At 66.0% G+C, this 22,046-nt stretch carries 24 protein-coding genes; 15 read left to right on the top strand and 9 right to left on the bottom strand.

The genetic code is table 11. The features are described 5' to 3' along the window. Positions 1–763 precede the first annotated feature (763 nt). The 6 genes from rpmG to ACF3M1_RS15060 all read right to left on the bottom strand — a co-directional run bounded on the left by rpmG (position 764) and on the right by ACF3M1_RS15060 (position 6,403). Positions 764–928, bottom strand: coding sequence for a 50S ribosomal protein L33 (gene rpmG, locus ACF3M1_RS15085; RefSeq protein ID WP_096296520.1), 165 nt, complete (start codon positions 926–928; stop codon positions 764–766). Between the two features lie 11 nt (positions 929–939). Next, a complete protein-coding gene (rpmB, locus tag ACF3M1_RS15080) occupies positions 940–1,176 on the bottom strand; it encodes a 50S ribosomal protein L28 (RefSeq protein ID WP_096209782.1) in 237 nt (78 codons plus the stop codon). Positions 1,177–1,980: 804 nt separating this feature from the next. Then, positions 1,981–2,697, bottom strand: a complete 717-nt coding sequence (locus ACF3M1_RS15075; RefSeq protein ID WP_394002005.1) for a DUF2894 domain-containing protein — start codon at positions 2,695–2,697, stop codon at positions 1,981–1,983. Beyond that, complete coding sequence (locus ACF3M1_RS15070; RefSeq protein WP_394002003.1) at positions 2,687–3,319, bottom strand: OmpA family protein; 633 nt, start codon at positions 3,317–3,319, stop codon at positions 2,687–2,689. The genes ACF3M1_RS15075 and ACF3M1_RS15070 overlap by 11 nt, the downstream gene beginning before the upstream one ends. Continuing rightward, on the bottom strand, positions 3,316–5,667 hold the full coding sequence (locus ACF3M1_RS15065) for a DUF802 domain-containing protein (RefSeq protein WP_394002001.1): 2,352 nt from the start codon (positions 5,665–5,667) through the stop codon (positions 3,316–3,318). Before ACF3M1_RS15065 ends, ACF3M1_RS15070 begins: the two co-directional genes overlap by 4 nt. Before the next feature lie 10 nt (positions 5,668–5,677). After that, the gene (locus ACF3M1_RS15060; protein ID WP_394001999.1) at positions 5,678–6,403 is read right to left on the bottom strand and encodes a DUF3348 domain-containing protein; all 726 of its coding nucleotides are present in this window, start codon (positions 6,401–6,403) and stop codon (positions 5,678–5,680) included. A 330-nt stretch (positions 6,404–6,733) separates the two neighbouring features. Between ACF3M1_RS15060 and ACF3M1_RS15055 the strand changes: the two genes are divergently transcribed. Beyond that, positions 6,734–7,294, top strand: coding sequence for a hypothetical protein (locus tag ACF3M1_RS15055; protein WP_394001998.1), 561 nt, complete (start codon positions 6,734–6,736; stop codon positions 7,292–7,294). A gap of 497 nt (positions 7,295–7,791) precedes the next feature. Beyond that, positions 7,792–8,118 (top strand): hypothetical protein, encoded by a 327-nt coding sequence (locus ACF3M1_RS15050; RefSeq protein ID WP_394001996.1) that lies wholly within the window; start codon positions 7,792–7,794, stop codon positions 8,116–8,118. Between the two features lie 91 nt (positions 8,119–8,209). Here the strand turns inward: ACF3M1_RS15050 and ACF3M1_RS15045 are convergent, their stop codons facing one another. Next, complete coding sequence (locus ACF3M1_RS15045) at positions 8,210–9,220, bottom strand: IS110 family transposase (protein ID WP_394001994.1); 1,011 nt, start codon at positions 9,218–9,220, stop codon at positions 8,210–8,212. Positions 9,221–9,362: 142 nt separating this feature from the next. Between ACF3M1_RS15045 and ACF3M1_RS15040 the strand changes: the two genes are divergently transcribed. From ACF3M1_RS15040 to ACF3M1_RS14990, 11 genes are all read left to right on the top strand, one after another. Continuing rightward, complete coding sequence (locus tag ACF3M1_RS15040; protein ID WP_394001992.1) at positions 9,363–9,623, top strand: hypothetical protein; 261 nt, start codon at positions 9,363–9,365, stop codon at positions 9,621–9,623. 127 nt (positions 9,624–9,750) lie between these two features. Beyond that, a complete protein-coding gene (locus ACF3M1_RS15035) occupies positions 9,751–10,107 on the top strand; it encodes a hypothetical protein (RefSeq protein WP_394001990.1) in 357 nt (118 codons plus the stop codon). A gap of 68 nt (positions 10,108–10,175) precedes the next feature. After that, entirely contained in the window at positions 10,176–10,664 is a 489-nt protein-coding gene (locus ACF3M1_RS15030; RefSeq protein WP_394001988.1) for an SUKH-4 family immunity protein, read from the top strand. A gap of 29 nt (positions 10,665–10,693) precedes the next feature. Then, positions 10,694–11,104 (top strand): MAPEG family protein, encoded by a 411-nt coding sequence (locus tag ACF3M1_RS15025; RefSeq protein ID WP_394001986.1) that lies wholly within the window; start codon positions 10,694–10,696, stop codon positions 11,102–11,104. A 79-nt stretch (positions 11,105–11,183) separates the two neighbouring features. Next, entirely contained in the window at positions 11,184–11,630 is a 447-nt protein-coding gene (locus tag ACF3M1_RS15020) for a bleomycin resistance protein (RefSeq protein ID WP_394001984.1), read from the top strand. 35 nt (positions 11,631–11,665) lie between these two features. Beyond that, a complete protein-coding gene (locus ACF3M1_RS15015; protein WP_394001982.1) occupies positions 11,666–11,983 on the top strand; it encodes a hypothetical protein in 318 nt (105 codons plus the stop codon). Between the two features lie 421 nt (positions 11,984–12,404). Then, positions 12,405–12,836 carry a DUF1801 domain-containing protein gene (locus ACF3M1_RS15010; protein ID WP_394001981.1) on the top strand — a complete coding sequence of 144 codons (432 nt, stop codon included), beginning with the start codon at positions 12,405–12,407 and terminating at the stop codon, positions 12,834–12,836. After that, the gene (locus ACF3M1_RS15005; protein ID WP_394001979.1) at positions 12,836–13,351 is read left to right on the top strand and encodes a cupin domain-containing protein; all 516 of its coding nucleotides are present in this window, start codon (positions 12,836–12,838) and stop codon (positions 13,349–13,351) included. Before ACF3M1_RS15010 ends, ACF3M1_RS15005 begins: the two co-directional genes overlap by 1 nt. 162 nt (positions 13,352–13,513) lie before the next feature. After that, positions 13,514–14,833 carry an amidohydrolase family protein gene (locus ACF3M1_RS15000; protein WP_394001977.1) on the top strand — a complete coding sequence of 440 codons (1,320 nt, stop codon included), beginning with the start codon at positions 13,514–13,516 and terminating at the stop codon, positions 14,831–14,833. 216 nt (positions 14,834–15,049) lie between these two features. Beyond that, a complete protein-coding gene (locus ACF3M1_RS14995; RefSeq protein WP_394001975.1) occupies positions 15,050–15,418 on the top strand; it encodes a hypothetical protein in 369 nt (122 codons plus the stop codon). A gap of 179 nt (positions 15,419–15,597) precedes the next feature. Beyond that, the gene (locus ACF3M1_RS14990) at positions 15,598–16,083 is read left to right on the top strand and encodes a hypothetical protein (RefSeq protein ID WP_394001973.1); all 486 of its coding nucleotides are present in this window, start codon (positions 15,598–15,600) and stop codon (positions 16,081–16,083) included. 96 nt (positions 16,084–16,179) lie between these two features. On the opposite strand, the gene ACF3M1_RS14985 is transcribed toward ACF3M1_RS14990, so the two are convergent. After that, entirely contained in the window at positions 16,180–17,505 is a 1,326-nt protein-coding gene (locus ACF3M1_RS14985; RefSeq protein ID WP_394001971.1) for an acetamidase/formamidase family protein, read from the bottom strand. A gap of 198 nt (positions 17,506–17,703) precedes the next feature. On the opposite strand from ACF3M1_RS14985, the gene ACF3M1_RS14980 reads away from it, so the two are divergent. After that, on the top strand, positions 17,704–18,288 hold the full coding sequence (locus tag ACF3M1_RS14980) for a hypothetical protein (protein WP_394001969.1): 585 nt from the start codon (positions 17,704–17,706) through the stop codon (positions 18,286–18,288). 44 nt (positions 18,289–18,332) lie between these two features. Here ACF3M1_RS14980 and ACF3M1_RS14975 read toward each other — a convergent pair whose 3' ends face one another. Further along, positions 18,333–19,952, bottom strand: a complete 1,620-nt coding sequence (locus tag ACF3M1_RS14975) for a hypothetical protein (protein WP_394001967.1) — start codon at positions 19,950–19,952, stop codon at positions 18,333–18,335. A gap of 181 nt (positions 19,953–20,133) precedes the next feature. On the opposite strand from ACF3M1_RS14975, the gene ACF3M1_RS14970 reads away from it, so the two are divergent. After that, positions 20,134–21,897 carry a DUF2207 domain-containing protein gene (locus tag ACF3M1_RS14970; RefSeq protein WP_394001965.1) on the top strand — a complete coding sequence of 588 codons (1,764 nt, stop codon included), beginning with the start codon at positions 20,134–20,136 and terminating at the stop codon, positions 21,895–21,897. Positions 21,898–22,046: the final 149 nt, after the last annotated feature.

The raw sequence follows: 22,046 nt of genomic DNA, 5'->3' as shown, positions 1-22,046 counted from the left end.
CACGCGCTGATGGGCCGGAGCTGCGCCACCCGTGCTGCGGCGTGCGGCCGGCGAGGGCGCGGGCTGGGCAGGCTTCGGGCGGTGACTGGGCAGCGTGTCCCGCTCGATCTGGCATGTGCTGGTTGAAGGCCGCGAGGGTAGCCTTCCGCACGCCACGCACCCTGTGCGCGGTCGTCCACCGAGGAAAGCCGGTCGCGGCCCGGCGATATCGGGATGACCCGCCATCCGGACTGTCGAAGCGCGGTTCCCGCCGGTCGAGGCACGCCTGTCGAAAGCCGCGGGCGTGATCTTCCGGCCGGCGCGCGCGCTGAGCGCGTCTGCCCCTGCACGCGGCGGCGGGCCTGTGGATCCGTGTCCGGCCAGACGCGCGCTTGTCGAGAGCCGGAGGGACGCTGCAACGTCAGCCACGCTGGGCCCAGACGCACAGAACCCGCCTTCCGGCGGGTTCTGTGTGGAGGCGCTGATCCCCGCCTGACCAGACATTCGTCTGTTAAAAGCCGCGGGGATGATGCAACGTCAGCCGCGCTGAAGCGCGGGCGCAAAACGTACAAAACCCGCCTTGCGGCGGGTTTTGTATGGAGGCGCTGGATCCCCGCCTGACCAGACATTCGTCTGTTAACAGCCGCGGGGATGACCTTCCGGCAGCCACGCGCTCTGCGCGCGGGCCGTGGATACAAGAAAGCCCGCCTTGCGGCGGGCTTCTGGATCCCCGCCTGCGCGGGGATGATGCAACGTCAGCCGCGCTGAAGCGCGGGTCGTTGCATCACTTGATCTTGCCTTCCTTGTAGATCACGTGCTTCCGGACGACGGGGTCGTACTTCTTGAACTCCATCTTGCCGGGGGTGTTCTTCTTGTTCTTGTCCGTGGTGTAGAAATGCCCGGTGTTGGCCGAGGAAATCAGACGGATCTTGTCGCGCTTGCCTGCCATGTTCTAACTCCTCAGACCTTTTCGCCGCGGGCACGAAGCTCGGCGAGGACGACGTCGATGCCGTTCTTGTCGATGGTGCGCAGGGCCTTGGTGGATACACGCAGCTTGATCCAGCGGTTTTCGCTGGCCACCCAGAAACGACGCTCATGCAGGTTCGGCATGAAGCGGCGACGGGTCTTGTTCATGGCATGCGACACGTTGTTGCCATGCGTCGTACGCTTGCCAGTGACTTGGCAGACTCGGGACATTACGCACCTCGAAGTATTTGATATCGCCCTTAGCCAGGGAGATGGCGGCCCCGATGGCGTGGCCATCGCGCGGTACGGGAGGGGTGGAACACCTTGCTGCACGCTGCCGGGAATCGCGCTTCCGGGAGGCAGGTCAGGCCATGTCGCCATGGGCTGGACGCAACGAGCCGGCCATTCTGCTGAAAATCCTGTTCCCGTGCAAGGCCTTGGGCGATTCGGGGGGTGGACGGAGGGAGATCCGCCGCCTCCCTCAGCGTTCCGCACCGCAAGCATCGCCCCCCTGCGGCCGCTTTGGCGCCTGTAGGAGCGCGCTCGCGCGCGAACCGGCTCTCGCGGGAATGCCCCTCGCGCCCAAGGGCGCTCCTACATAAGCAGTCGGCCGTATGGGATGCCCGGCGTGCTGCCGCCCATCCGCTTTTTGTAGGAGCGCGCTGGTGCGCGACCGGATTTCGCGGGAATGCCTCATCGCGCCCGAGGGCGCTCCTACAGGAGCGTGACCGGGCCGGCGGGTCGTCCGGCTGCTTTTGTAGGAGCGCGCTGGCGCGCGAACCGGACTCGCGGGAATACCTCATCGCGCCCGAGGGCGCTCCTACAGGGGCGTGACCGGGCCGGCGGGTCGTCCGGGTGCTTTTGTAGGAGCGCGCTGGCGCGCGAACCGGCCTCGCGGGAACGCCCCATCGCGCCCGAGCGCGCGCCTACATTGCATGTTCGACGCGTGGGGGGATGTGGATCGGTCCGCGCGGGAATCGACTGGATCGCTGCCGCTGCGAGCCGCCGCAATCGACGCGCCCGTCTCTCGCCCCGTTATCCCTTGCGCTTCCTCGGCTTGGCCTTCGCCCGCGGTTTGCCGCTGGAGGTCGGGCTGGGCTCCTTGCCCGTCAGCACGCCGGCGTCCTGCAGCGTTTCCAGCCACGACAGCGTGTCGGCGTAGGCCAGGAACTGCTGCAGGTACTCCGGCGACAGGCCACGCATCAGCGTCAGCGAGCGGTGCACCAGGCGGCTGGAATTCAGGGGCCCGGCATCGTCGGTGGGGGGCGCAAGCGAGCGCCGCACCTGGCTACCGGTGCGCAGCGTCGACCAGAGCTGGCGGAATTCGTCGAGCGCGGGCAGTTCGGGGTAGTCCGCGCGCGACTGACGGAGAGCCGCGTGTCCGGTCGCCGTCGGCGCGTCCGTCGCCATCGCCTCGATCAGCGCGCCGAGTGCGGAATGCTCCGCGGCGTGTGTGCGCGTCGCCGGTGCCTCGTCCTGCGCCGAGGGCTCAGCTGACGCCGATGTCCCGGCATCCGCTGCGTCCGTGTCCGTGCCTGCGCAGGCGACGACGCGGCCGTCCATCCGCTGGTCATAGGCCTGGACCAGCGCCACGAGTCTGGCCTCCAGCGCCTGACGCGCGGCGCCCGCGTGCACGGTCGCCCGCCGGTGCAGCGCCGCGACCCGATGGAAGCGCAACGGGTCCACGCGGTCGACGCCGGCTGCACGCCAACCGTCGAGCACCGCACCGATGTCGATGCGATCAGCGGCCATCGGCCTGCGGGCGCGGCACCGGCGCCATTTCCACGCGGCGGTTCTGCGCGCGGCCTTCGGCGTCGTCGTTGGAGCCCACCGGCTGCTGCGCACCGAACGCGGCGGCGAACACCGATTCGGCCGGCACGCCGGCGGCGATCAGGCCGCGGGTCACGTTCAAGGCGCGCTGCGCCGAGAGTTCCAGGTTGTCGGAAAAGCGGTTGCCGTCACGCACCAGGCGGTCGTCGGTGAAGCCGCTGACCATCAGGATCTCGTCGCGCGCAGACAGGTATTCGGCCAGCGGCGCGGCCAGGCTCTGCAGCAGTTCACGGCCTTCGGGTTGCAGCTGGTCGGATGCGTCGGCGAACAGCACGCTGCCGCGGATGCCGATGCGGCCGTCGACCAGGGTGATGCGCCCGGCGGCCAGCGGCGCGGCCAGGGCCTGCTCCAGCGTCTGCCGGCGCTGCTCTTCGGCCTCGCGCTGTGCGATCTCCGCGTCCAGCTTCATTTCCAGCTGCAGCTGCACGCCGATCACGCCGACCAGGATCAGCACGAACACGCCCAGCAGCACCGACATCAGATCGCCGAACGCCGCCCAGATCGGCGCGGACGATTCGTGATCGCCGTCCAGCTCGACGCTCATGCGGAGGTGGCGCGCGAGGCGCCGAGCTGCTGCAGGTCTTCGATGATCTGCTTCTGCGCCAGCACGCTGAGATCCACGACCTCACGCGCCTGCGCCACGTAGTACGCCAGCTGCTCGTCGCTGCGCGCCAGCGATTTCTCCAGCGCGTCCTCGATGCCCTGCAGGCGCGTTGCGAGCTGCTGGTTCGATTCGCCAAAGACCTCGACTGCCGCGCCAAACGCTTCGCCGAGACTCGCGACTTCGGCAGCGCCGATGCTGAGCGTCGTCGCCACGCCATCGAGCTTGCCGGTCTCGGCAGTGATGTGATCGGTGAAGCGCGTGCCCACGCGTTCCAGCAGATCGGCCGAGGTCGCAACCAGCGCGTCGATCGCCGCGCGCTGTTCGGTCGAGGCGTGATTCACCGCGCTCAGCAAGGTGTCGAGCGTCGACAGCATCTGCGTGCGCTCCTCCAGCATCGCGGTGTCGCGCACCATGCTCTCCGACAGCGACCGGCGCAGTTCCGCGATGACATCGGCGGCCGCGCGCGGCGCTGCCGATGCGGTGTCGACCAGGCGCGAGATCTCGGCGATGGTCTCGCTGGCATGCGCCTGCGTCTGCGCGCCGATGGTGTCGGCGGTACGTGCGAGCGTGTCGCAGATCGCCTGCTGCTGTCGCGTGGTCTCGGCTCCGGCCTGTGCCCAGTCCTCGCGCAGCGCGGTACCCATCGCGGTGAGGCTGTCGGTCCATGCGGCAAGACGCTGGGCGTCCTGCGTAGCAAGCGCGGTCTGCAGCTCGGCGTGCGAGGCGTCCACCTTCTGCAGCAACGCTGCCGAGTGCGTCTCGAACGTCGCCGCGGCGGCGGTCAGCGCCTGCTGGTGCTGCGCGCTCATCGCATCATTCGTTGCGGCCTGCTTGTCGAGTGCTTCGGTCCAGGCCGCGCTGACGCTGCCGGCGGTCGCATCGAGACGGGTGGCGACGCCGTCGACCAGTGCGGTCGCGCGCTGTTCGAACGTCTCGCCGATGCCGTCGAGCGTGCTGCGCAAATCCGCGGTCAGCGCCGCATGCGCCGCCTGCTGCGCGGTCAGCGCGTCCTGCCAGCGCTCGGCCACCTTCGCCGTCGATGCATCGAAGCCGGTGGTCAGTGCATGCAGCTGCCGGTCGACGGCGCCGGTCACGGTGTCGTGCAGCGCGGTGGTCTGCGCGGTCGTCGCATCGAGACGCGTGGCGACGTCGCCGAGCAGGCCGCTCGCGCGCTGCTCGAACGCCGCGTTGAAGCCTTCGAGTGCGCCGCGCAGATCGCGCGCCAGGGTGTCGTTCGATGCCTGCTGGCCATCCACCGCCTGCTGACAGCGATCGGCCACGGTCGCGGTCGAGGCTTCGAAGCCTGCGGTCAGCGTCTGCAGCTGGCGCTCGACGGCGTCGGACACCGTCGCCTGCAGCGCTGCGGTTTCGCGTGCGAGCGCCGCCATCGTGGTTTCGAACACCGGCTGCAGCGCGGCCGTCGCCGCGCGGGCGCTGTCGGCGACGCTGGTCTGCAAGGCGCGCTCGACAGAGGCCGCCAGCTGCGTGTAGACCGCTTCGGTGCGGCCGTGGAATGCCTCCTGGCTGGCGGCGTGGCGCTCGCCGTTGGCGGCGCTCTGCTGCTCGATCGTCGCCATCATCGCGCCCAGGCGTTCGACCAGCGCCGGCATCACCTCGGTCTGCTGCTGCAGCAGACGCAGGGTTTCCTCGCGCTGGTGCGCCTGCGAATGCGTGCGCAGCGTCGTCGCGGCGGCCACGTCCAGCAGTTGCACGGTGCGCGCGCGCTCGCGGCGCAGCAGCGCCGATGCCAGGCCCAGCATCGCCGAGGCCGCGATGCCCGCGATCGACGTGCCGAACGCGACGCCCAGGCCCTGGATCGGCGCGGCCAGCGAGTCGCGCATCGCCTGCAGGTCGGTCGCGGTTTCCAGCGCCATGCCGGTGCCGCGCAGCATCACCGTCATGCCCAGCAGCGTGCCCAGCATGCCCAGCAGCACCAGCATGCCCACCAGGTACGGCGTGAGCGCCGGCACCGGCAGCGCGACGCGCTCGCCCTCGATGCGCAGGCGCACCGCATTGCGCAGACCGGCATCCAGCCCGCCCAGCCACGCGCCCAGCGAAGCCGGCGGCTCGTTCAAGTGCGCCACACCATCGGCCAACGTCGTCGTGGCCTGCCGATAACGCAGCAGCTCCAGACCACCGGCGAGATAACAGGCGCCGATCAACAGCGAGACCGCGAGGGCCAGCGTGTTCGAGCCGATGTAGCCGATGGCGATCCAGCCGACCACGGCCAGGCCGAGGGCGAACGCGAACGCGGGAAGAAGAACGGTGGTGCGACTGCGTGAGGACATAAGCACTGCGTCAGTGGGTGCGAAGTGCTGCGAGCAGCCCTTCGACCGGTTGGAAACGGACATCCAGCTCGGCGATCAGCACGCCCTGCATGTCCCTGCGAAAACCATCGAGCCAGGCCGCGGACGGATCCGTGGCCGACGTACCTGCGGCGGCGCGCAGCCGCTCGAAATGCGTTTCGAGCAAGGCCGGCACCGCGCCGAGCAACGCATGCTCGCGCGGGCTTAGCGCGCCCTCCATCACCGCATCGACCTCGGCCAGCCGCGCCATGTCGGCCGAGCGCTGCGCCAGCCGGTCGCGCAGATCGCCGCGCAGCCGGCCCGTGGCGATCAGCATCGAGCGCTGCAGCGCCAGATGCCGCTGGCGGAACGGCGCGAAGTCGATTGCGGGCTGCGGTGCGGCTGCATCGTCTTGCGAGGCCCCGGCTGCCTGCGGCTGCGGGATCGCCAGCTCCGGCGCCTCGGCGATCGACGCCAGCAGTGTCGCCCGCGCCTTCGCGCAGACGGCCGAGTCATCCCGATCAACCACTTGCGCGCCGTGTTCAGCCTCGGGCGCCTTCGCATCGAGCACTTTCGACAGCACCACAGCCCGTGTCCAGTCGATCCACTGGCTCAAACGCTCGGCCGGCGCCGTGCCGCCTTGCGGCAGCGTGTCGTCGGTCAGGCGGGCCAGCAGCCGGATGAAGGTCGGGCCGTGAACGGCGGGGCGGGGCGGGGAATCCAAGAGGGCGGCGCGCAAAAGACGGCGATTTTACAGTGCCTGGCGGGCCCGCCGGTGCGCGCTGCCGGAGCGCGAACCGACCGGGGGGCACAGGTTCATCCGTCACCTTCGACGCCGGCTCTGCTCCCGGCCGGCGCGGCCCGGTGTGCATATCGCACTTTTCGAGCTGCCTGCTGGCAAACCGCTCAGATTGTTCGATATGCAAAGAGGGTGCGGGCGGCTCGGATCGGAGCCGCCGGTATGCAAACGCTTGACCGGCGGGCATTTATTCGTCATTGACGCCGAGGTTGGCCTTGTGGACCATCGGTGCATATCGCGCTTTTTGAGCGCTACTTGGTGTTAGGGCCCATGCCGTTCTCCCACGCGACTCCGTACTCAAAGCTCACCGATGAGCAACACATGCTTATCGGCATGTTTGTATCGGAATGGGCGACCGCAGAGTTCTATCTTGGCCTCGTCTTGGGCAGACTGCTACTTGCCCCAGAGTACTTGTCGCGAACGTATACGGACTCTTTGGGCGCTGCTCAACTTCAGGACGCGATTGGGCAAGCTGTAGGCATTCAAAAAGAGCGCTATGGCGGGAAGCTTGTGGCTACCGAATTGCTCGAGGAGGTTCTTACACTCAACAGAAAGATCGAGCAACTGCGCTCTCTTAGAAACAAGTTTGCCCACTTCTGCTGGATGCGAGCTTCAGATGAAGAGATGTTTGGCACAAATTTCTCGGGTGCGGCTCCGAACGATAAGCGGCAGAAGAGATCCTTTACATCGCTGAAAGTCGGCGAGATTCGACAGCAGTATCAAGAGCTGTTCCACGCTGTAGAGCGGTTGCAAGCAATCGTAGGGGAGATCCCCGAGGTGTCTGAGGAGGCGGCAATAGCTGCCTTCCAAGCATCTAGGGATGGCCCCTAACAGTTCATTCAAGCCGAACCCGCTTCGCGGGTCGGCTTAATTCAGGTGTTAGCCGTGCATGAGTCATCATCGCGAGGGGGATCCGTGAGCGAATCTATCGATTGGCGCGCTTTACGTGCTCAAGGGCAATCCGAATCAGAGGCCTTGGCCGCGCAAGCCGCAAGAAAAGGTTCTGTAAATCGTGACTGGTTCGGCGCCACATACTCGGCAGCTCAGTGGGCCAAACACGATGATCTGTATCCGGCCATCGACGAATACGGGGAGAGCCGCTACACAATGCAGCAGGGCCTGAGGGCCGCATGCCATGGGCGCGAGGATGTTGCTGCTACGTTGGTCATTCAGCACGCACTTCTTCGTCGCCTGCAGGGGCTCCGACTTCTTGGGTGGGCTTGCTTTGCGGTCCTCTGTTATATCGCCGTTTGTGTGTCGTAGCAGTGGCACTCACGGCTAACTATTCGGTCAAGCGTTAGCCGTTCAGCCACGTACTTGGTGATCTGATGATTGTTGATGAGTTCCGAGACTCCATCGCCATCTATGACGAGATGCTACGAAATGGAGAGCGAGATCCTCTGAGCATGCTCAACATTGTTGATAAGCGGCTTGCTGAAATATCCAACCATATTGCGGTGTGTCATCGCGTCCTCGCCGAGCAGCGGTCGCTCGCTCACGGCGCGTTCCTTGGCAGCACTCGCAAGCGGCATCTGGACAAAGCGGAGCAAGCCGGACAAATCCTTGAGCAGGTAGTTGCCGTGCAATCTGACCTGTTCGACTTCCGCCACAAGGTTCTAAATCAGGTCGCCACTCAACTGCGGGGTGTCGTGTGATCATCGCGGCCAAAGCGGCTAACAAATCGTTCAAGCCGAAACCGCTTCGCGGTTCGGCTTAACTCAGCAACTGTCTTGAGCTGGGTCGATTTCAGGCGGCGATCGCAGCATCTCCCGCGCCCTTCAATTCGTCCCGCCGCCTGGCGTTGACGATCGTCAGCAGCTTCCGCATGCAGGCCACCAGCGCGACCTTGCCGAGCTTCCCGCGCGCCCTGAGTTGCTGGTAGTGCGCACGCAGCGTCGGGTCCCAGCGCACGGCCGAGAGCGTGGCCATGTAGAGCGCCACGCGCACCGGACCCCGCCCACCGCGGATGCGACGCTTGCCGTGCATCTGGCCGCTGTCGCGATTCATCGGCGCCACGCCGACGAGCTTCGCGATTTGGTGGCGTGTCAGAGTGCCGAGCTCGGGGAGCAGCGCGAGGCTCGTGGCCTGGAAGATCGGGCCCATGCCCTTCGACGATTGCAGCGCCGGCGTCGCATGAGCCTGGAGCAGGGCGCGCATCGCGCGATCGATGGCGGCGAGCTCGCGCGTGAGTGCGGAAATCGTGCGCATCATGACCTTGCGCACCGCCGGCGATGTCAGCGCGGTCTGCTGCTTCTGCGCCTGCAGCGTGGTCACGACCTGGCCGCGCCGGCGCAGCCAATCCCGCAGTTCCCGCTGCCAGGGTGCAGGTGCTTCGTAGCGACGCAGGCGGTCTGCGAACAGTCTCGACATCAGGCACAGCAGGCCTGCGTCGATTGCATCCGTCTTCGCCAGCTCGCCGGTCGCACGCGCGAAGTCGCGTGCCTGGCGAGGATTGATGCGTGCGACCCACAGGCCTGCATCGCAGCACGCCTCGAGCAATGCATCCTCGTAGCCGCCGGTGGCCTCGACGACGATGCGCGCGTCGGCAACGTCATCCAGTCGTCGAACCAGCTTGCGGATGCCCGCTGCGCTGTTGGCGAACCGCGTCACCTTGGCCACGCCCTCGATGGCGACATCCAGCGTCGCCTTGCCTACGTCGACCCCTACTGCCGTCATCTCGATTCTCCGATAGAGTTGGCCGGTCGAGAGCATCGCGCCCGGGCCCACGCTTATCAGTTCGAGGGAGACCTCGTGCAACTGTCCGGGCGCAGGGCGCGAGATCCGGCGTGTGGCCCCTGCTGAATTACGGTGCTGCTACACCGAGGCGTTATCGGGCGCACACGCCGGGCTCTCGGCGCCTACAGTAGGGAAACTGGAAGACATAAGGCGTTAGGCGGCCATGAGTCCGGATGATCTAATTGAAGCAATCAATCGCACTGAGGCGGGAAAGTTCGATAGCACTACCAAGTCAAAAAAAATGGACGACTTGGGCCTTCTAGAGGAATTTTTCGGAGATTTTGCGTCACAGGCTATATTTTATGCGGTCGCGGCGCTAGGACTTTGGTTCCTCTCACAAAAGTGGTCTTGGCTTGCTTTTCTAGTTGCTGGCGCATTACTGATGTTTGGCATCCCAGCCTATTTTGTTTTGAAGCGTAAGTGAGGAGCTTATAGGGTGCACGGGACACTTCTGCTAGAGTGGCCTAACCATTCATTCAAGCCGAACCCGCTTCGCGGGGCAGCTTAACTCAGGCGTTAGACCGGCCTTAGGTTTACTTATGAATTTGGCGATGGATAGAAACGACCCTGAACTCGTGCGCGAGATTGCCCGGAAGCATTGGGAGGCGATCAACCATGCTGCGGCTACAGGAGGTGACCTCGCGGCAGCCTATCGACCCCAAGAAGAGTTTTTAGACAGGTACATCCCTTCATTGCCACCTGACATCGCCAAGAACGTGTCAGATGCGTATACCCAAGAGAGCGTCGCCCATCTTGCTCAGTTCGCACGTATAACCGAGAAGCAGACAAAGAAAATAAAGGACGCAGCATTAACGGCAAAGCGCATAAAAACTAATATAATTTTGTTTTCGGCTGTGATGGTCGTGCTGTTGCTTCTAAAGATTGCATCCATGATGGGTGCGGTCTAACAATTCATTCAAGCCGAAGCCGCGTCGCGGCTCTACTTAATTCGGGCGTTGGACGGCATTGAAATTTAATGGACAAGTTCATAGAGCGATGGCAGCAGAAGGTGGCTGATTGCGACAATTCAAGCCCTCCTGTGAAGATGATTCCGATTGCGAACACATATCTTCCAGACTCGGCGGCACCTTTCATGAACTTTACAGCGGCAGCTAATCCGGCGCCAATATATGACCTGTTCGGGATTCCTTCTGACTGGACAGATGATGATCGGCGAGGACTTCACGAGTACGCCGTAATCGGGTCCGACGACGCAGGAAGCCCAATTTGTCTTGATGGCGACGGCAGGGTGGTAATTCTGGATCATGAAGATTGTTTCAGAACCCTTCAATTCGTCAATTCCAGTATCTGGCAGCTGAGCGAATGCCTGCTGGCTTATCTGTGGGAGCACGACGCGGATCGCTTTCGTTCAGTGGTTGATGCCGTTGACAAGTCGGCCCTTCAACTGGGTTCCTTTTGGTGGCATGAAGCCGCGGACCTCGCAGATGCCTTCGGCGCGGCTTAACTCAGATGATTAGACCACTGGATCAGGCTATGTCGCAGTTTTTGATTATTCCCATGGCAGCACACGTCGCTCTTGCAGTCTTGCTGTACGTGCTGCTGACGGCTGCGCGGGCTCCCGCCGTGTGGGGCATCGGTCGCAGGCCGGACGGCGCCCATCCATGGGCGTCCGTCGAGCCGCGCATCAGCGCCAACTTGTCTAACCAGTTCGAGTGGCCGCTGCTGTTCTACGCCGCTTGTCTGATCCTGATGCAGCTCCAGGTGACTTCCTCCGCAATTGTCTTGGCCTGGATCTTTGTCGCAGGCCGGGTGCTGCACAGTGCTGTGCAGATCCTCACCCAGAACGTTCGTCTCAGAGGCATCGTCTTCACTATCAACTTCTTGGCCGTGCTCGGGATGTGGGTCTTGGTGCTTATGGCTGCAAACCGCTCGCCAGTGGCCTGACAAATCATTCAAGCCGAACCCGCTTCGCGGGTCGGCCTAGTTCAGGTGTTCGTTCGCATCAGTTGCTACGGATTCTCACATGCTTGAAGAGCCTTGCTGGAACGCTCTGGTACCCGAACTCACGGTCGACCAGATTGAGGTCTCCCTTCGGTTCTACACAGCTGCCGGGTTCTCTGTTCGATTTCACCGAGAAGCCCCCGCATTCGCCTACCTCGAGCTCGGGCACGCTCAGCTGATGCTGGAACAACAGCACGAGCGCGGATGGAACGTCACGCCTCTGGATCGCCCGCTCGGGCGGGGCGTCAACTTTCAAATCGAGGTCCCGGACGCACAGGCGGTCCATTCTGGTTTGGTGGCTGCGGGCGTGGCGATATTCAGAGAGGTCAAGGACACGTGGTACGCGGTCGCGCCCAATGCACAGAAGGGGCAGCGCGAGTTTCTCGTTCAAGACCCTGATGGCTACCTGCTTCGTTTTGCGCAGCGTCTCGGGAGTCGAAGCGTGAGATCACGATTCGTCGACGACTGACGGTTCCCATAATTCACTTGCCTGGCGTCTGCTGCATGTCCAAGGTTGCCAAATGTCCGTTCTGCGCCGAGTCGGTGTTCTTCTTTGACTCCGTGCTGTCACTTTCGATTTCACGGGGTGGCTGGTCACTGGAATGCGCGCGTTGCAAGACGATGATCCTTGGTCGCGGCCTGTCCCACGCGCTGATTGCATTGGCGACGTTCGCCGCTGGCTTCCTTGTGGGAGTGCACACGGCATCGAGCGAGTGGGGCGTCATCCTTATATCCGTGGCCTGCTACGCAATCATGCATCGGCTGGTTCTGGCTCTGTATCTGACAAGGATCAAACTCGAGAGATCCTCTGCTCGCGACTAGTGGATGATGCGACTGCGTATGTGACGTCGAGTCGCCCTGGGTTCCTGGAGATGGGCACGGCAACTGTCGAGATCGGTGCCCTCGCTAGGGGTGTCAGGCGCACCTGGTGTGCCGCTCGCCGACGCTCGCGTTCGTTCTCACAGGCGAGTTGTTCTCAGGGCCTTCGACCATCCGCATTTCCGCCAGCCCATCCCTCGGGCACTTTTGGCGTCGTGCTGTCGACGAAATTCGCCCGCGCTCCCGGGGCCGTACCTGCTGCTTCAAACGGGGCATGGTCCAGCGCTCAGGCGAGCGTCGTGTTTGCGCTAGGCTTCGGGCGCAAGTGAGTTACCCGGGCCGACGCCGCTCTGCGGCCCGGTCTGTGTCCCGCGTCAGGCATCTCAACCGATCCCCTCACGTGTTCGCCGCCGAGGAACGACCCATGGCCGAAGCCAAGACCAGACCGACCGGTGTCAGCGTCGATGAGTACCTCGCATCGAAGGCCAGTGCCGAGCAATTGGCTGACTGCCGAGCGCTTATGGCCATCTGCGAGCGCGTTACGCGGCAGCCCGCAACAATGTGGGGTCCGAGCATCGTGGGCTTTGGGGGCTACACGTACCGGTACGAGAGCGGCCGCACGGGTGAAGCACCGCTCACGGGGTTCGCCATCCGCGGACGGGAGCTGGTTGTCTATGTCAGCTGCGAAGACCCTGGGCAGGGCGCACTGCTGGCCAGGCTGGGAACGCACAAAATGGGCAAGGCGTGTCTGTACTTCAAGCGCCTCGCCCACCTGGACACCGGCGTTCTCGAAGAACTCATCGCGAACTCGGTGGCGACGATCCAGCGCCGCTATCCGGAGGCGGGGGATTCCTGATGACGTGTTCCACCGGCCTCCGCTGGCCGCTTGGCGCGCGCGTCAGCCGGCGAGGCGGTCTTCAGCAACCGGGATATCCACATGGCCCTGATACACCGTCTGCAGAGGACTATGCGGCTGAGCGCGCCCGATTCGCTGCGCTCGAGCTCGTCGATCTCCACGCGCTGGAACGCGCGGTCACCGAGCCCTACAAGAACCAGGTGCTGGTGAATTCGAATGGCGAATGCATGCGGCTGGCGGTATTCGAAGGGAACTATCGCTGGCACCACCACCCACGCAGTGACGAGCTCTTCCTGGTGGTGTCTGGCGAGCTCCACATCGAATTCGCGGACCGCCCGGACGCCATCCTTGGGCCGCTGCAGTGCATGGTGGTGCCCGCTGGCACACTCCATCGCACGCGGGCCGTCGGCCGCACCGTCAACATCACCTTCGAGCAGCAATGCGCCGAAACGGTGTTCGTCGAGCCGCCGCCTGGCAGGTGGTCCAGGACGTCGCCATTCCGCAGCACCGACTAATTCAAGCTTTGGGTGCGCACGTTGAACAGTACCGCGAGAACGAGATTGAAGCGGGTTGGCCTTGGGCTCGTGTTCGCATCCGCGATCGCCGCCGCGGGTCTCTGGTCTGCCATCCACGATCTTCCCGACGCACTGGACTCGGGTCGGCCTCGATCCGCGGGCGTGTTGCTCGACAACGTGCGGTTGATCTCGATGGTTCCCGGCGCCCCTCATGTCGAAGAACGGCGCGCGGTGCTGGTCATCGGTGATCGCATCGCTGACATCGGCGCCGCGGGTGAGTTGCGTGCACCCGAAGGCGTGGCGGTTGTGGACGGCGCGGAATACACGCTGATCCCCGGACTGATCGATGCGCACATCCATCTCAACGACGAGGCGGAACTGGCCGGCTATCTCGCTCACGGCGTCACCGGCGTGCGCAACATGTCCGGATATCCGTTCCATCTGCGTCTCTCGAAGCGTATCGAGTCGGGCGCACTGCTCGGGCCGGACCTGATCACGACGGGCCGGATCCTCAACGGCCCGGGGCCCAACGCGAACGTGCTGCAGCAGACCGTCGAAACGGCACGCGATGGCAGGGCCGCGGTCCAGAGGCAGCACGCGGCTGGGTACCGGACGCTGAAGATCTATTCCAATCTCACGCGCGACACATTCGACGCGATCCTCGATGAGGCCGGGCAGCTCGGCATGTCCGTGACCGGGCACTCGCCCGAGGGCGTGCGCGCGTCAGGCGTGCCCCGCGACAGGCCGTTCGAACTGCCGTGGGAGGCATCGCTCGGACGTGGACTGACGACGCTGGAGCATATCGAGACCATCGTCTGGCACGGGCTGCGCGACACGCTCGACGACGACAGGATGCGTGCGCTCGCGGTCAGGCTCGCGGCCTCCGGGGAGACCGTGACGCCCACCCTCATCGCGCACAAGAGGCTGGTGCTCATCGCGGAAACGAAAGGGGCCTATCTGGAGCGCCCAGGCTCCGACACGATCAACCCGCTGACACGCTTCTTTTCAAGGGATTCGGCCGCGTACTGGAGCAGCGTCGATACCGCCGACTACGAGGGCCCGCACGCGGATTTTTTTCTCACGGCCACCCGGCTGCTTCACGAGGCGGGGGTGCCGTTGATCGCCGGAACCGACAGCGGAAGCTTCGGCATCATCCCCGGCGCGTCGCTGGCGGACGAGCTGGAGCTTCTGGTGGAGGCCGGGCTGTCGCCCCTGGCTGCGCTCGCCGCGGCCACGCGTGTCAATGCAGAGGCCCTCGGCTTCGAGCGCACCGGTGTGATCGCGCCGGGCTACCGGGCCAATCTCGTATTGCTTTCCGACGATCCGCTGACGCGGATAGGCGCCGTGAGGGGTCCCGCGGGGGTGATGATCGGTGGGACGTGGCTGGATGCCGCCGGACTTGAGGACATGAGAGGCGCCGCGAGGGACACATCCTTCGTTCGCTCACTCTGGCGCGTGCTCGAAATGAAGTTGTCGGGGTAGGACGCGAGTTTGGCGGGCGATTCCCGACGTCGATCGCTTCTTCGCGTCCGTACAGCACACGGTCGATGTGGCCTGCCGATCCAGGACATGGCCTACGGCCCCAGGAGGTTCGGCATCACCGACGGCATTGGCTACCATCTGGCGTTCCAGCAGCAGGTCTGATGGCGCGTCCGGGTCGAGCCGGTTCGACGCGGATCAGGCGAGGAGGATTCCGACATGACGTCAACGATGCGATGCATCGCCGCCACCGCGTTGGCGCTCGCCGTGTGGCCCGTCGCTGCCAGCAGCACGATGTGCATGTTCCATGCCCCGGACGGCGCTCCGGTGCCCGATCTCGAGTTCTTGGGCTACGGCGAATTGGGCGGCATCCTCATTGCTGGAGAGGACGGTCCCCGCAGTCTGGCGTCGGGTACCTACGCGTTGCTGGCGCTCGATCCACAGGCCCGGCGCATCCGTCTCGTCTACACGAATCCGGGCGATCCCACCTTGCCGCCGAGCTTCAGGCTGGAAGGCGAGGGCCCGCGTGCGCAGCTGGTGGTGGCCGGCGATACGTATGAAGGAGAGTTCGCGTGCGGTCAGTGGTAGGCGTGTGGATGGATGGCCATGCACGCAGACGTCGGTGCGAGATGGCACGCCGTCGCACGAGAATCGCTCTCTCGCTCGCGATTGCCGCTCTGCTGGCGGGATGTCACCACACCCACCCTCGAAGCCACGCGGAGGTCGCCATCGCGTCGGTGCCCTCGCATTGCCTCGAGTTTCCAGACGTGGGCTCGGCGATCGTCGAGATCAGGAACGGGCCACGCGGGCGTGTGGCATTTCCGGTCTACGAGAAACAAGCGCCCTTCCACATCCACCCGTCGCACGTGGAGTTCGTGCCCTTGAATGGCGCGGACGGATGGCACATCGCGCTCGGCCACGACATGAGGACGCCCTATGAAGCGTCCCTGGGGCCGACGGACATTGCGCGCTTCCAGGTCTATTCCGATCACGCACCGAACCGGGGCAGCCCCGACGCGTTCCTGTTGCGGATCAGGGATACGCGCGGCGTCGTGCACGAGTCGGGCCCGATGGTCGCCTGCGGCGGGTCGACGCCACCGGCGCGATGCAGCCGACGCGGCATCGGCGCCTGGGTGGAGAGGGCAGCGCGCCTGCCCCTGTCCAGTCAGCGCATGAATCGGGGGCGCGACGTGCCGGTCGAGATGGAAGTGTCGCTTGCACGCGCTTCGACGGAGACGAGGACGTCTGCCTGATGGATGCCGAGGCTCGCGCGCCATTCGTCCACGGATGTCATCGCACGGTCGCGATCGTTCGGACGCGGCCGCACGCCACCTGTGTGGATTCGGATCTCAGGGGGACCGCGCATCGCGGCGTGCATGCGGGTCATGGCCACGCAAGCCCGCAAGACGTTCCTTGGCCAGGCTCAGTGCGATCCCGGCGTTGCGGCCTGCCAGCGTGGCGACGCGGTATTCGGCCGACGTGCCCAGCACGAGCGACGCCTCCGACACCGTCAGGCCGTAGTCCTGCTCCAGCCACTGGACCATCGCGCCGGTCGCGGCGCGCACGGCGTCGTCCAGCGACGGAGCCTGGCCGAGCACGGTGATGCGCGCCGCGTCCTCGACCCGCGGTGCGGCCAGGGGGCGCCCGGGCAGGATGTCGACGCTGAACTCGACGTCCAGCGAGGTTTCCAGTGCCCACTGGGTGGTCTCGCCGTCGCCCTGCAGCGCGTGTCCGTCGCCGAGGTAGAGCATCGCGCCGGGCTGGAAGACCGGCAGGTAGACGGTGGCCCCTTCGACGATGCCGTTGAAATCCATGTTGCCGCCCCAGCGGCCGGTGTCGCCGGCGGACGGCGCACCGAAGCCGAAATCCGGCGCCACACCCAGACCGCCCAGCATCGGTTTCACCGGCACCACGTAGCGCTGCAGGCCTGCGCCCGGCGCGTCCAGGCGGGCGGTGCCGGCCTCGCGATCCAGACGCCAGCGCACCCGCTGGCCCAGGCCGGTGGCGCGGGATGCGAGGCCGAGCGACATCGCCCTGCTGCTGAAGCCATCGAGGCTGTCGGCGTATTCGCGATTCAGCCGCAGGCGCCGGATATGCACGGCCAGCACATCGCCGGCCTTGGCGCCGGACACGAAGAACGGGCCGGTCTGCGGATTTCCGTACAGCGCGACGACATCGCCCTGCGCGTCCACGCCCCCCGAATCGATGGTGCGGGTCGCCACCACGTCGCCGGGCTGAATCACCATGACCGGCGCGCGCGACGCGTCGAAGGTATTGGAATAACTCTTGGGCGCGTGCACGGTGCTTGTGGGCGGGCCCGACGGCAGCGTGAGGCGCTGCCCGGTGAACGCATGCCGCGCCCGTGGGCCCTGGTTGCTGGTATCCGGATAGTCCGCCCAGCCCGTCAGGGTGTCCCCCGCGATCTCGCCTTCGAAGCGGTACGGAACCGAATGGGTGTCGACGGCGGTGAGGCTCAGATGCGTCCCCGCCCGCGAGCCGCTCACCTCCCAGCCGTCGAGGTCGCCCGAGACCCGATCAGCGGAAGAGGCGATGCTGAGGATGCGGTGTTCGGCATTGCCCCAGCGGTCGACGGCGAGCAGCCAGGTGTCCGTGTCCTGCGCGGTGGCAGGCAGGGCCACCAGGGCGAGGAGGCAGCCCAGCAGACGGATTCGCATATCCTCACTCCCGTGCGGTGGCGCTGCCGGGACGGCGCGCCTGGGACAGGCTAGGCGCACCGTCACCGCCCCCGACAGTGGAAAGAGTCACGGTCCGGGCCCGGCGTCGGGAGGCGCATCCTGGGCATATGGGAATTTGTGTTCCGGTGCCTCGCGCACGCGCGTAACCGGCACGCTTCGACCATGGAAGGGGCACGCATGCGAAGGACCACGCCGAAGGGACGCGTCACCGGGCTCTACATCGCGATCGCGCTGATCGCGTATGCGCTGGCCGGCGACGTGTTCAACGACCTCTATCTGCCTGGTCGGCGGCGGGGCGGTCTGCATCTGCACAACGAAGCGATTCCGCCAGCGGTGCTCGCGATCCTGCTGATCGCGGCCAAGTTCCTGGTCGATGCATTCGGTCCGTTCCCGCGCGAACGGCTCGTGCACCGCTCGCTCACGATACTTGCGGTTCTGGCATTCGGCGGGTCCTTCTATCTGATCGGAAACCCGTCGGGGAGGACGTTCGCGACTGTCGAGGAGTGCCAGGCGACCTACACCAAACTCGCCGCGCTGATGGACGAGGCGACCGGCGATATGACCTTCCACGATCATGTGGTGTCACTGCAGGCGACGTGTACCGACCAGCCGATGCTGCGGACCTATCAACGATGCGTCGCCGACGCCAGCCGACCGGCGGACATCAACGGCTGCGAATCTCAAGCACGGCGTCTTTCCGAACGCGACAATGCGACGAGTGCGCGGAGGCGCCGGGCATCGGGGGTGGTGGGGACAGATTGATGTCTTCGATCCGCGGATACCGCCCGCGGAGTTGATGCGGGCCGTTACGTCCCGACCGATGCGTAGGTGTCCGCGTACCGCAGTGCCTCCGCGACCAGATCCGCCGGAAATCCATTCCGCGCCAGCAGCCGGATCGCATTGCGCCGGTCGGTGCGGCCGAGCCGCAGGCGATAGTCGAACCAGCCGTCGATGTCCGGATCTTCCTGGAAGTAGTACAGGTCGTAGGGTCCGGTGACGTCGTCCTGCAGTTCGACATCGTGCGTGGTCACCAGCACCTGTGCGTGGCGACCGAGCCGTTCGAGCACGGCGCGACCGGCGGCCAGCCGCTCGACGGTGTTGGTGCCGTTGAACAGTTCATCGATCAGGAACAGCCGGCAGGTGCCGCGCTCCGCGCGTTCGATGAAGGTCTGGATCGCGGTCATCTCGGCGAAGTAATGACTCTTGCCGGATTCGACCGAGTGTTCGCCGCGGATCACTGCCATGACGCCGGTATCGGGCAGCGTCGCCGTGCGGGCACAACAGAACCCGAGCGTGCGGCCGAGGATGAGGTTGATGCCGACCAGCTTGATGAAGGTGGTCTTGCCGGCCATGTTGGAGCCGGTGATCAGTGCGCAGCGTCCGTCGAGGCGGATCGTGTTGGGAACCGGGCGCGCGACCAGCGGATGCACGCCGTCGACGAGTTCGAGCAGCGCCCGGTCCGCGATCGACGGCTGGCAGTGCGCGGGCCGGCGCTCCAGATACGACGCCACGGCGATGGCTGCGTCCAGCGCCCCGACGCTGTCGAAGATCGCAGCCAGTTCCGCACGCACGCGGTCGAAGCGCGCCACGGTGCGTGCGTAGGCGGCCAGTTCCACCAGGAACAGCAGGTTCAACCACACCGCGATGCTCTGCACCCACGGCGAATAGAGGATCGAGATCCAGCCCAGCGCGCGGTGCACCTTGCGGCGCAGCGGGGCGTCGGCAGAGAGACGTGCGAGTTGCGGCAGTTCCGGGCCCGCATGCCGGATCGCGGCCAGCGCGTCGGCGGTGCGGAGCATCCGGTGACAGCTCTTGAGCTGTTCGATGTCGCGGAACAGCGGCGCCGAGAGATGCACGATCAGCCACAGGTTGACGCCCACCACGACCAGGACGAGCCAGATCGGCCACGACAGGGCGACCACGGCGGCCAGGGTCGCGATGCACACCAGGCTCCACGCCGGCAACAGCCGATGCAGCCGGCCGATGTCCGGTGGCGTACCGAAGATGAAGCGCGCGAGCTGCGTGCTGCCCAGCGTATCCAGGCCGGCCAGGCGCAGCTGGATCGTCTCGCGCAGCGCGGCGTCGCGCTGCAGCGTGCGGCAGCTGGCGTAATGCGCGGCCAGCGCCTCCGGCGAGGCGCCCCAGCTGCGGAGCTGGCGATAGAGGTACTGGCTGCCGAGCGGCGTGTCGGTGGAATCGACCTCGGCGAACAGCCGCGGAAATTCCAGGTCCGTCCAGGTCTGGTCGTCCACCACGTCGTCGGGTGAGGCGGCGCGCGTGAACGCGAAGTAATTCGACGCAGCGGTGTGCTCCCGGTCTCCGGGCGCGCCCCATTTCTCGCGCAGGGCGCGCAGCACGCGTCGCTTGGGGAACAGCGCGTCGAGAAACGCGCGCCAGATCGTCTTGAGCATCAGGCGATACGCCATGGACCGTCCTTGATCGGAGTTCGAACGTGCGCCCGCGCAAAGCGCAGGCGCTACAAGCAGCGGGAACACACTCGCACGGCGCGAGGGATCGCGCGCGCCGTCCATACGATGACGTCGGGTTAGCATCGGATGTGACCGTCGCCCGCCTGCCACTCCGGCGACGCCCGCTGGAGCTCCGTCGATGATCCGAGTGCTGCTGTTCTTGCTGCTGCTGTGCGCCGCGCCGCTGATGGCGCAGGAGCGCATCCTGTCCTACGACAGCGATCTGCACCTCGCTGCCGACGGCAGCCTCGACGTCACCGAACACATCCGCGTGCGCGCCGAAGGCGCGAACATCCGCCGCGGCATCTATCGCACGTTCCCCACGCGCTATCGGGACCGGCACGGCAATCGCATCGCGGTCGAGTTCGAGATGCTCGGCCTGCAACGCGACGGACGGCCCGAGCCGTTCTTCATCGAGAACCGGGCCAACGGCGTGCGCATCAACACCGGCAGCGACGCGTTGCTGCCGGTGCCGGGCGAGTTCACGTACACCCTGCGCTACCGCACGACGCGCCAGATCGGGTTCTTCGATGCGCACGACGAGCTGTACTGGAATGCGATCGGCACGGGCTGGGATTTTCCCATCGACGCCGGCACTGCGACGCTGCGGCTGCCGCAGTCCGTGCCCGCCGCCGATCTGCTGGCAGAATGCTGGACCGGTGCGCAGGGCTCGCGCGCGCAGGCCTGCCGCGCGGCGATCACCGCGCCGGGCGAGGCACGCTGGACGCTGACCGCGCCGCTGCAGCCGGGCGAAGGCTTCACCACGACACTGGCGTTTCCCAAGGGCCTGGTGCCCGAACCGACGCGGCAGCAACGCCTGCTGTGGCTGCTCGGCGACAACCGCGGTGCATTGATCGCGCTGGTTGGCTGGATCGTCATGCTGCTGTTCGGCCTGGTGCGCTGGCGCACGGTCGGGCGCGATCCGAAGCCGGGCCCGATCGTCGTCACCTACGACCCGCCCGATGATCTCCCGCCGGCCACGCTGCGCTACATCGAGAAGACCCATGTGGACACGCGCGCGTTCTCGGCCGACGTGCTGGCACTGGCCGTGGCCGGGCACGTGGCCGTGCATCGCGAAGGCAAACTGCTGGGCGACCGCTGGCGTATCACCCGGGCATCCGGCGGCGGCACGCTGTCGCCCGGTCAGCAGGCGCTGCTGGCGGACCTGTTCAAGACCGGTGACACGCTGGAATTCGACAAGGACCAGGCCAGCCGCATGCAGGCGATCCTCGCCGCGCACCAGCGTCGCATCAAGCAGGCGATGGGCTCGCGCTTCCGGCAGGGTCTCTACAAGATCAATGGCGGCAGCATCGGCGCGATGGCGTTGATCGGCGCGGTGTCCACGGGCGCGGCGGTGCTGTTCGGCGTCGGCACCGGCACCGGGCTGCTGCTGGCGGTCCCGGTGTTCGTGGCGATGGTGGTGACCTTCCTCGTGTTCGCGTTCCTGCTGCCGGCGGTCACGCCCGAAGGGCGCGCGATGCGCGACCGCATCGAAGGCTTCCGCCGCTATCTCACCGTGGCCGACAAACAGGATCTGCAGCGCCTGCAGGGGCCGGGTGACGCGGAACCCACGCTGGACGCCGGCCGCTTCGAAGCCCTGCTGCCGTATGCGGTGGCGCTGGAGGTGGAGGACGCGTGGACCAAGAAGCTCACCGCCGCTGTCGGCAGCGCGGCGGTCGCAGCCGCGACCGGTTCGATCGCCTGGTACCACGCGACCGGCCGCGGTGGCGGCGCCGGGCCGGGCGACATCGCCGGTTTCAGCAAGGCGATCGGCAGTGGCTTGGCGTCGCAGATCGCGTCGTCCGCCACGCCGCCCGGCAGTGCGTCGGGCAGCTCGTTCGGCGGCGGAGGGGGCGGGTTCTCGGGCGGTGGCGGTGGTGGCGGTGGCGGTGGCGGGCGTTGAACGCGGCCGCGGAGCACACCGGGCGACCCGGTTCGCCGTAGACGTACGCACACTGAGGCCCGCTCGAATCCCGCGCGCGCCGTGGTTCCGCGTCGCGACGCAGAGAGCGACGCGCAGCCCGTCGCGGGCGCGCAGCTGACGCCGCAACG

The organism is Luteimonas sp. WGS1318, from assembly GCF_043187535.1.
In the GTDB taxonomy this organism is placed as follows: domain Bacteria; phylum Pseudomonadota; class Gammaproteobacteria; order Xanthomonadales; family Xanthomonadaceae; genus Luteimonas.
This window is presented reverse-complemented; position numbering and strand designations above follow the sequence as displayed.

Bases quoted from the DNA above. Each gene is read 5' to 3' on its own strand.
- ACF3M1_RS15075 (WP_394002005.1), bottom strand. From the start codon at position 2,697: ATGGCCGCTGATCGCATCGACATCGGTGCGGTGCTCGACGGTTGGCGT.
- ACF3M1_RS15005 (WP_394001979.1), top strand. From the start codon at position 12,836: ATGACGTGTTCCACCGGCCTCCGCTGGCCGCTTGGCGCGCGCGTCAGC.
- rpmB (WP_096209782.1), bottom strand. From the start codon at position 1,176: ATGTCCCGAGTCTGCCAAGTCACTGGCAAGCGTACGACGCATGGCAAC.
- ACF3M1_RS15040 (WP_394001992.1), top strand. From the start codon at position 9,363: ATGAGTCCGGATGATCTAATTGAAGCAATCAATCGCACTGAGGCGGGA.
- ACF3M1_RS14975 (WP_394001967.1), bottom strand. From the start codon at position 19,952: ATGGCGTATCGCCTGATGCTCAAGACGATCTGGCGCGCGTTTCTCGAC.
- ACF3M1_RS15010 (WP_394001981.1), top strand. From the start codon at position 12,405: ATGGCCGAAGCCAAGACCAGACCGACCGGTGTCAGCGTCGATGAGTAC.
- ACF3M1_RS14995 (WP_394001975.1), top strand. From the start codon at position 15,050: ATGACGTCAACGATGCGATGCATCGCCGCCACCGCGTTGGCGCTCGCC.
- rpmG (WP_096296520.1), bottom strand. From the start codon at position 928: ATGGCAGGCAAGCGCGACAAGATCCGTCTGATTTCCTCGGCCAACACC.
- ACF3M1_RS15035 (WP_394001990.1), top strand. From the start codon at position 9,751: ATGGATAGAAACGACCCTGAACTCGTGCGCGAGATTGCCCGGAAGCAT.
- ACF3M1_RS15015 (WP_394001982.1), top strand. From the start codon at position 11,666: ATGTCCAAGGTTGCCAAATGTCCGTTCTGCGCCGAGTCGGTGTTCTTC.
- ACF3M1_RS15055 (WP_394001998.1), top strand. From the start codon at position 6,734: ATGCCGTTCTCCCACGCGACTCCGTACTCAAAGCTCACCGATGAGCAA.
- ACF3M1_RS15020 (WP_394001984.1), top strand. From the start codon at position 11,184: ATGCTTGAAGAGCCTTGCTGGAACGCTCTGGTACCCGAACTCACGGTC.
- ACF3M1_RS15025 (WP_394001986.1), top strand. From the start codon at position 10,694: ATGTCGCAGTTTTTGATTATTCCCATGGCAGCACACGTCGCTCTTGCA.
- ACF3M1_RS14970 (WP_394001965.1), top strand. From the start codon at position 20,134: ATGATCCGAGTGCTGCTGTTCTTGCTGCTGCTGTGCGCCGCGCCGCTG.
- ACF3M1_RS15050 (WP_394001996.1), top strand. From the start codon at position 7,792: ATGATTGTTGATGAGTTCCGAGACTCCATCGCCATCTATGACGAGATG.
- ACF3M1_RS15070 (WP_394002003.1), bottom strand. From the start codon at position 3,319: ATGAGCGTCGAGCTGGACGGCGATCACGAATCGTCCGCGCCGATCTGG.
- ACF3M1_RS15030 (WP_394001988.1), top strand. From the start codon at position 10,176: ATGGACAAGTTCATAGAGCGATGGCAGCAGAAGGTGGCTGATTGCGAC.
- ACF3M1_RS14985 (WP_394001971.1), bottom strand. From the start codon at position 17,505: ATGCGAATCCGTCTGCTGGGCTGCCTCCTCGCCCTGGTGGCCCTGCCT.
- ACF3M1_RS14980 (WP_394001969.1), top strand. From the start codon at position 17,704: ATGCGAAGGACCACGCCGAAGGGACGCGTCACCGGGCTCTACATCGCG.
- ACF3M1_RS15065 (WP_394002001.1), bottom strand. From the start codon at position 5,667: ATGTCCTCACGCAGTCGCACCACCGTTCTTCTTCCCGCGTTCGCGTTC.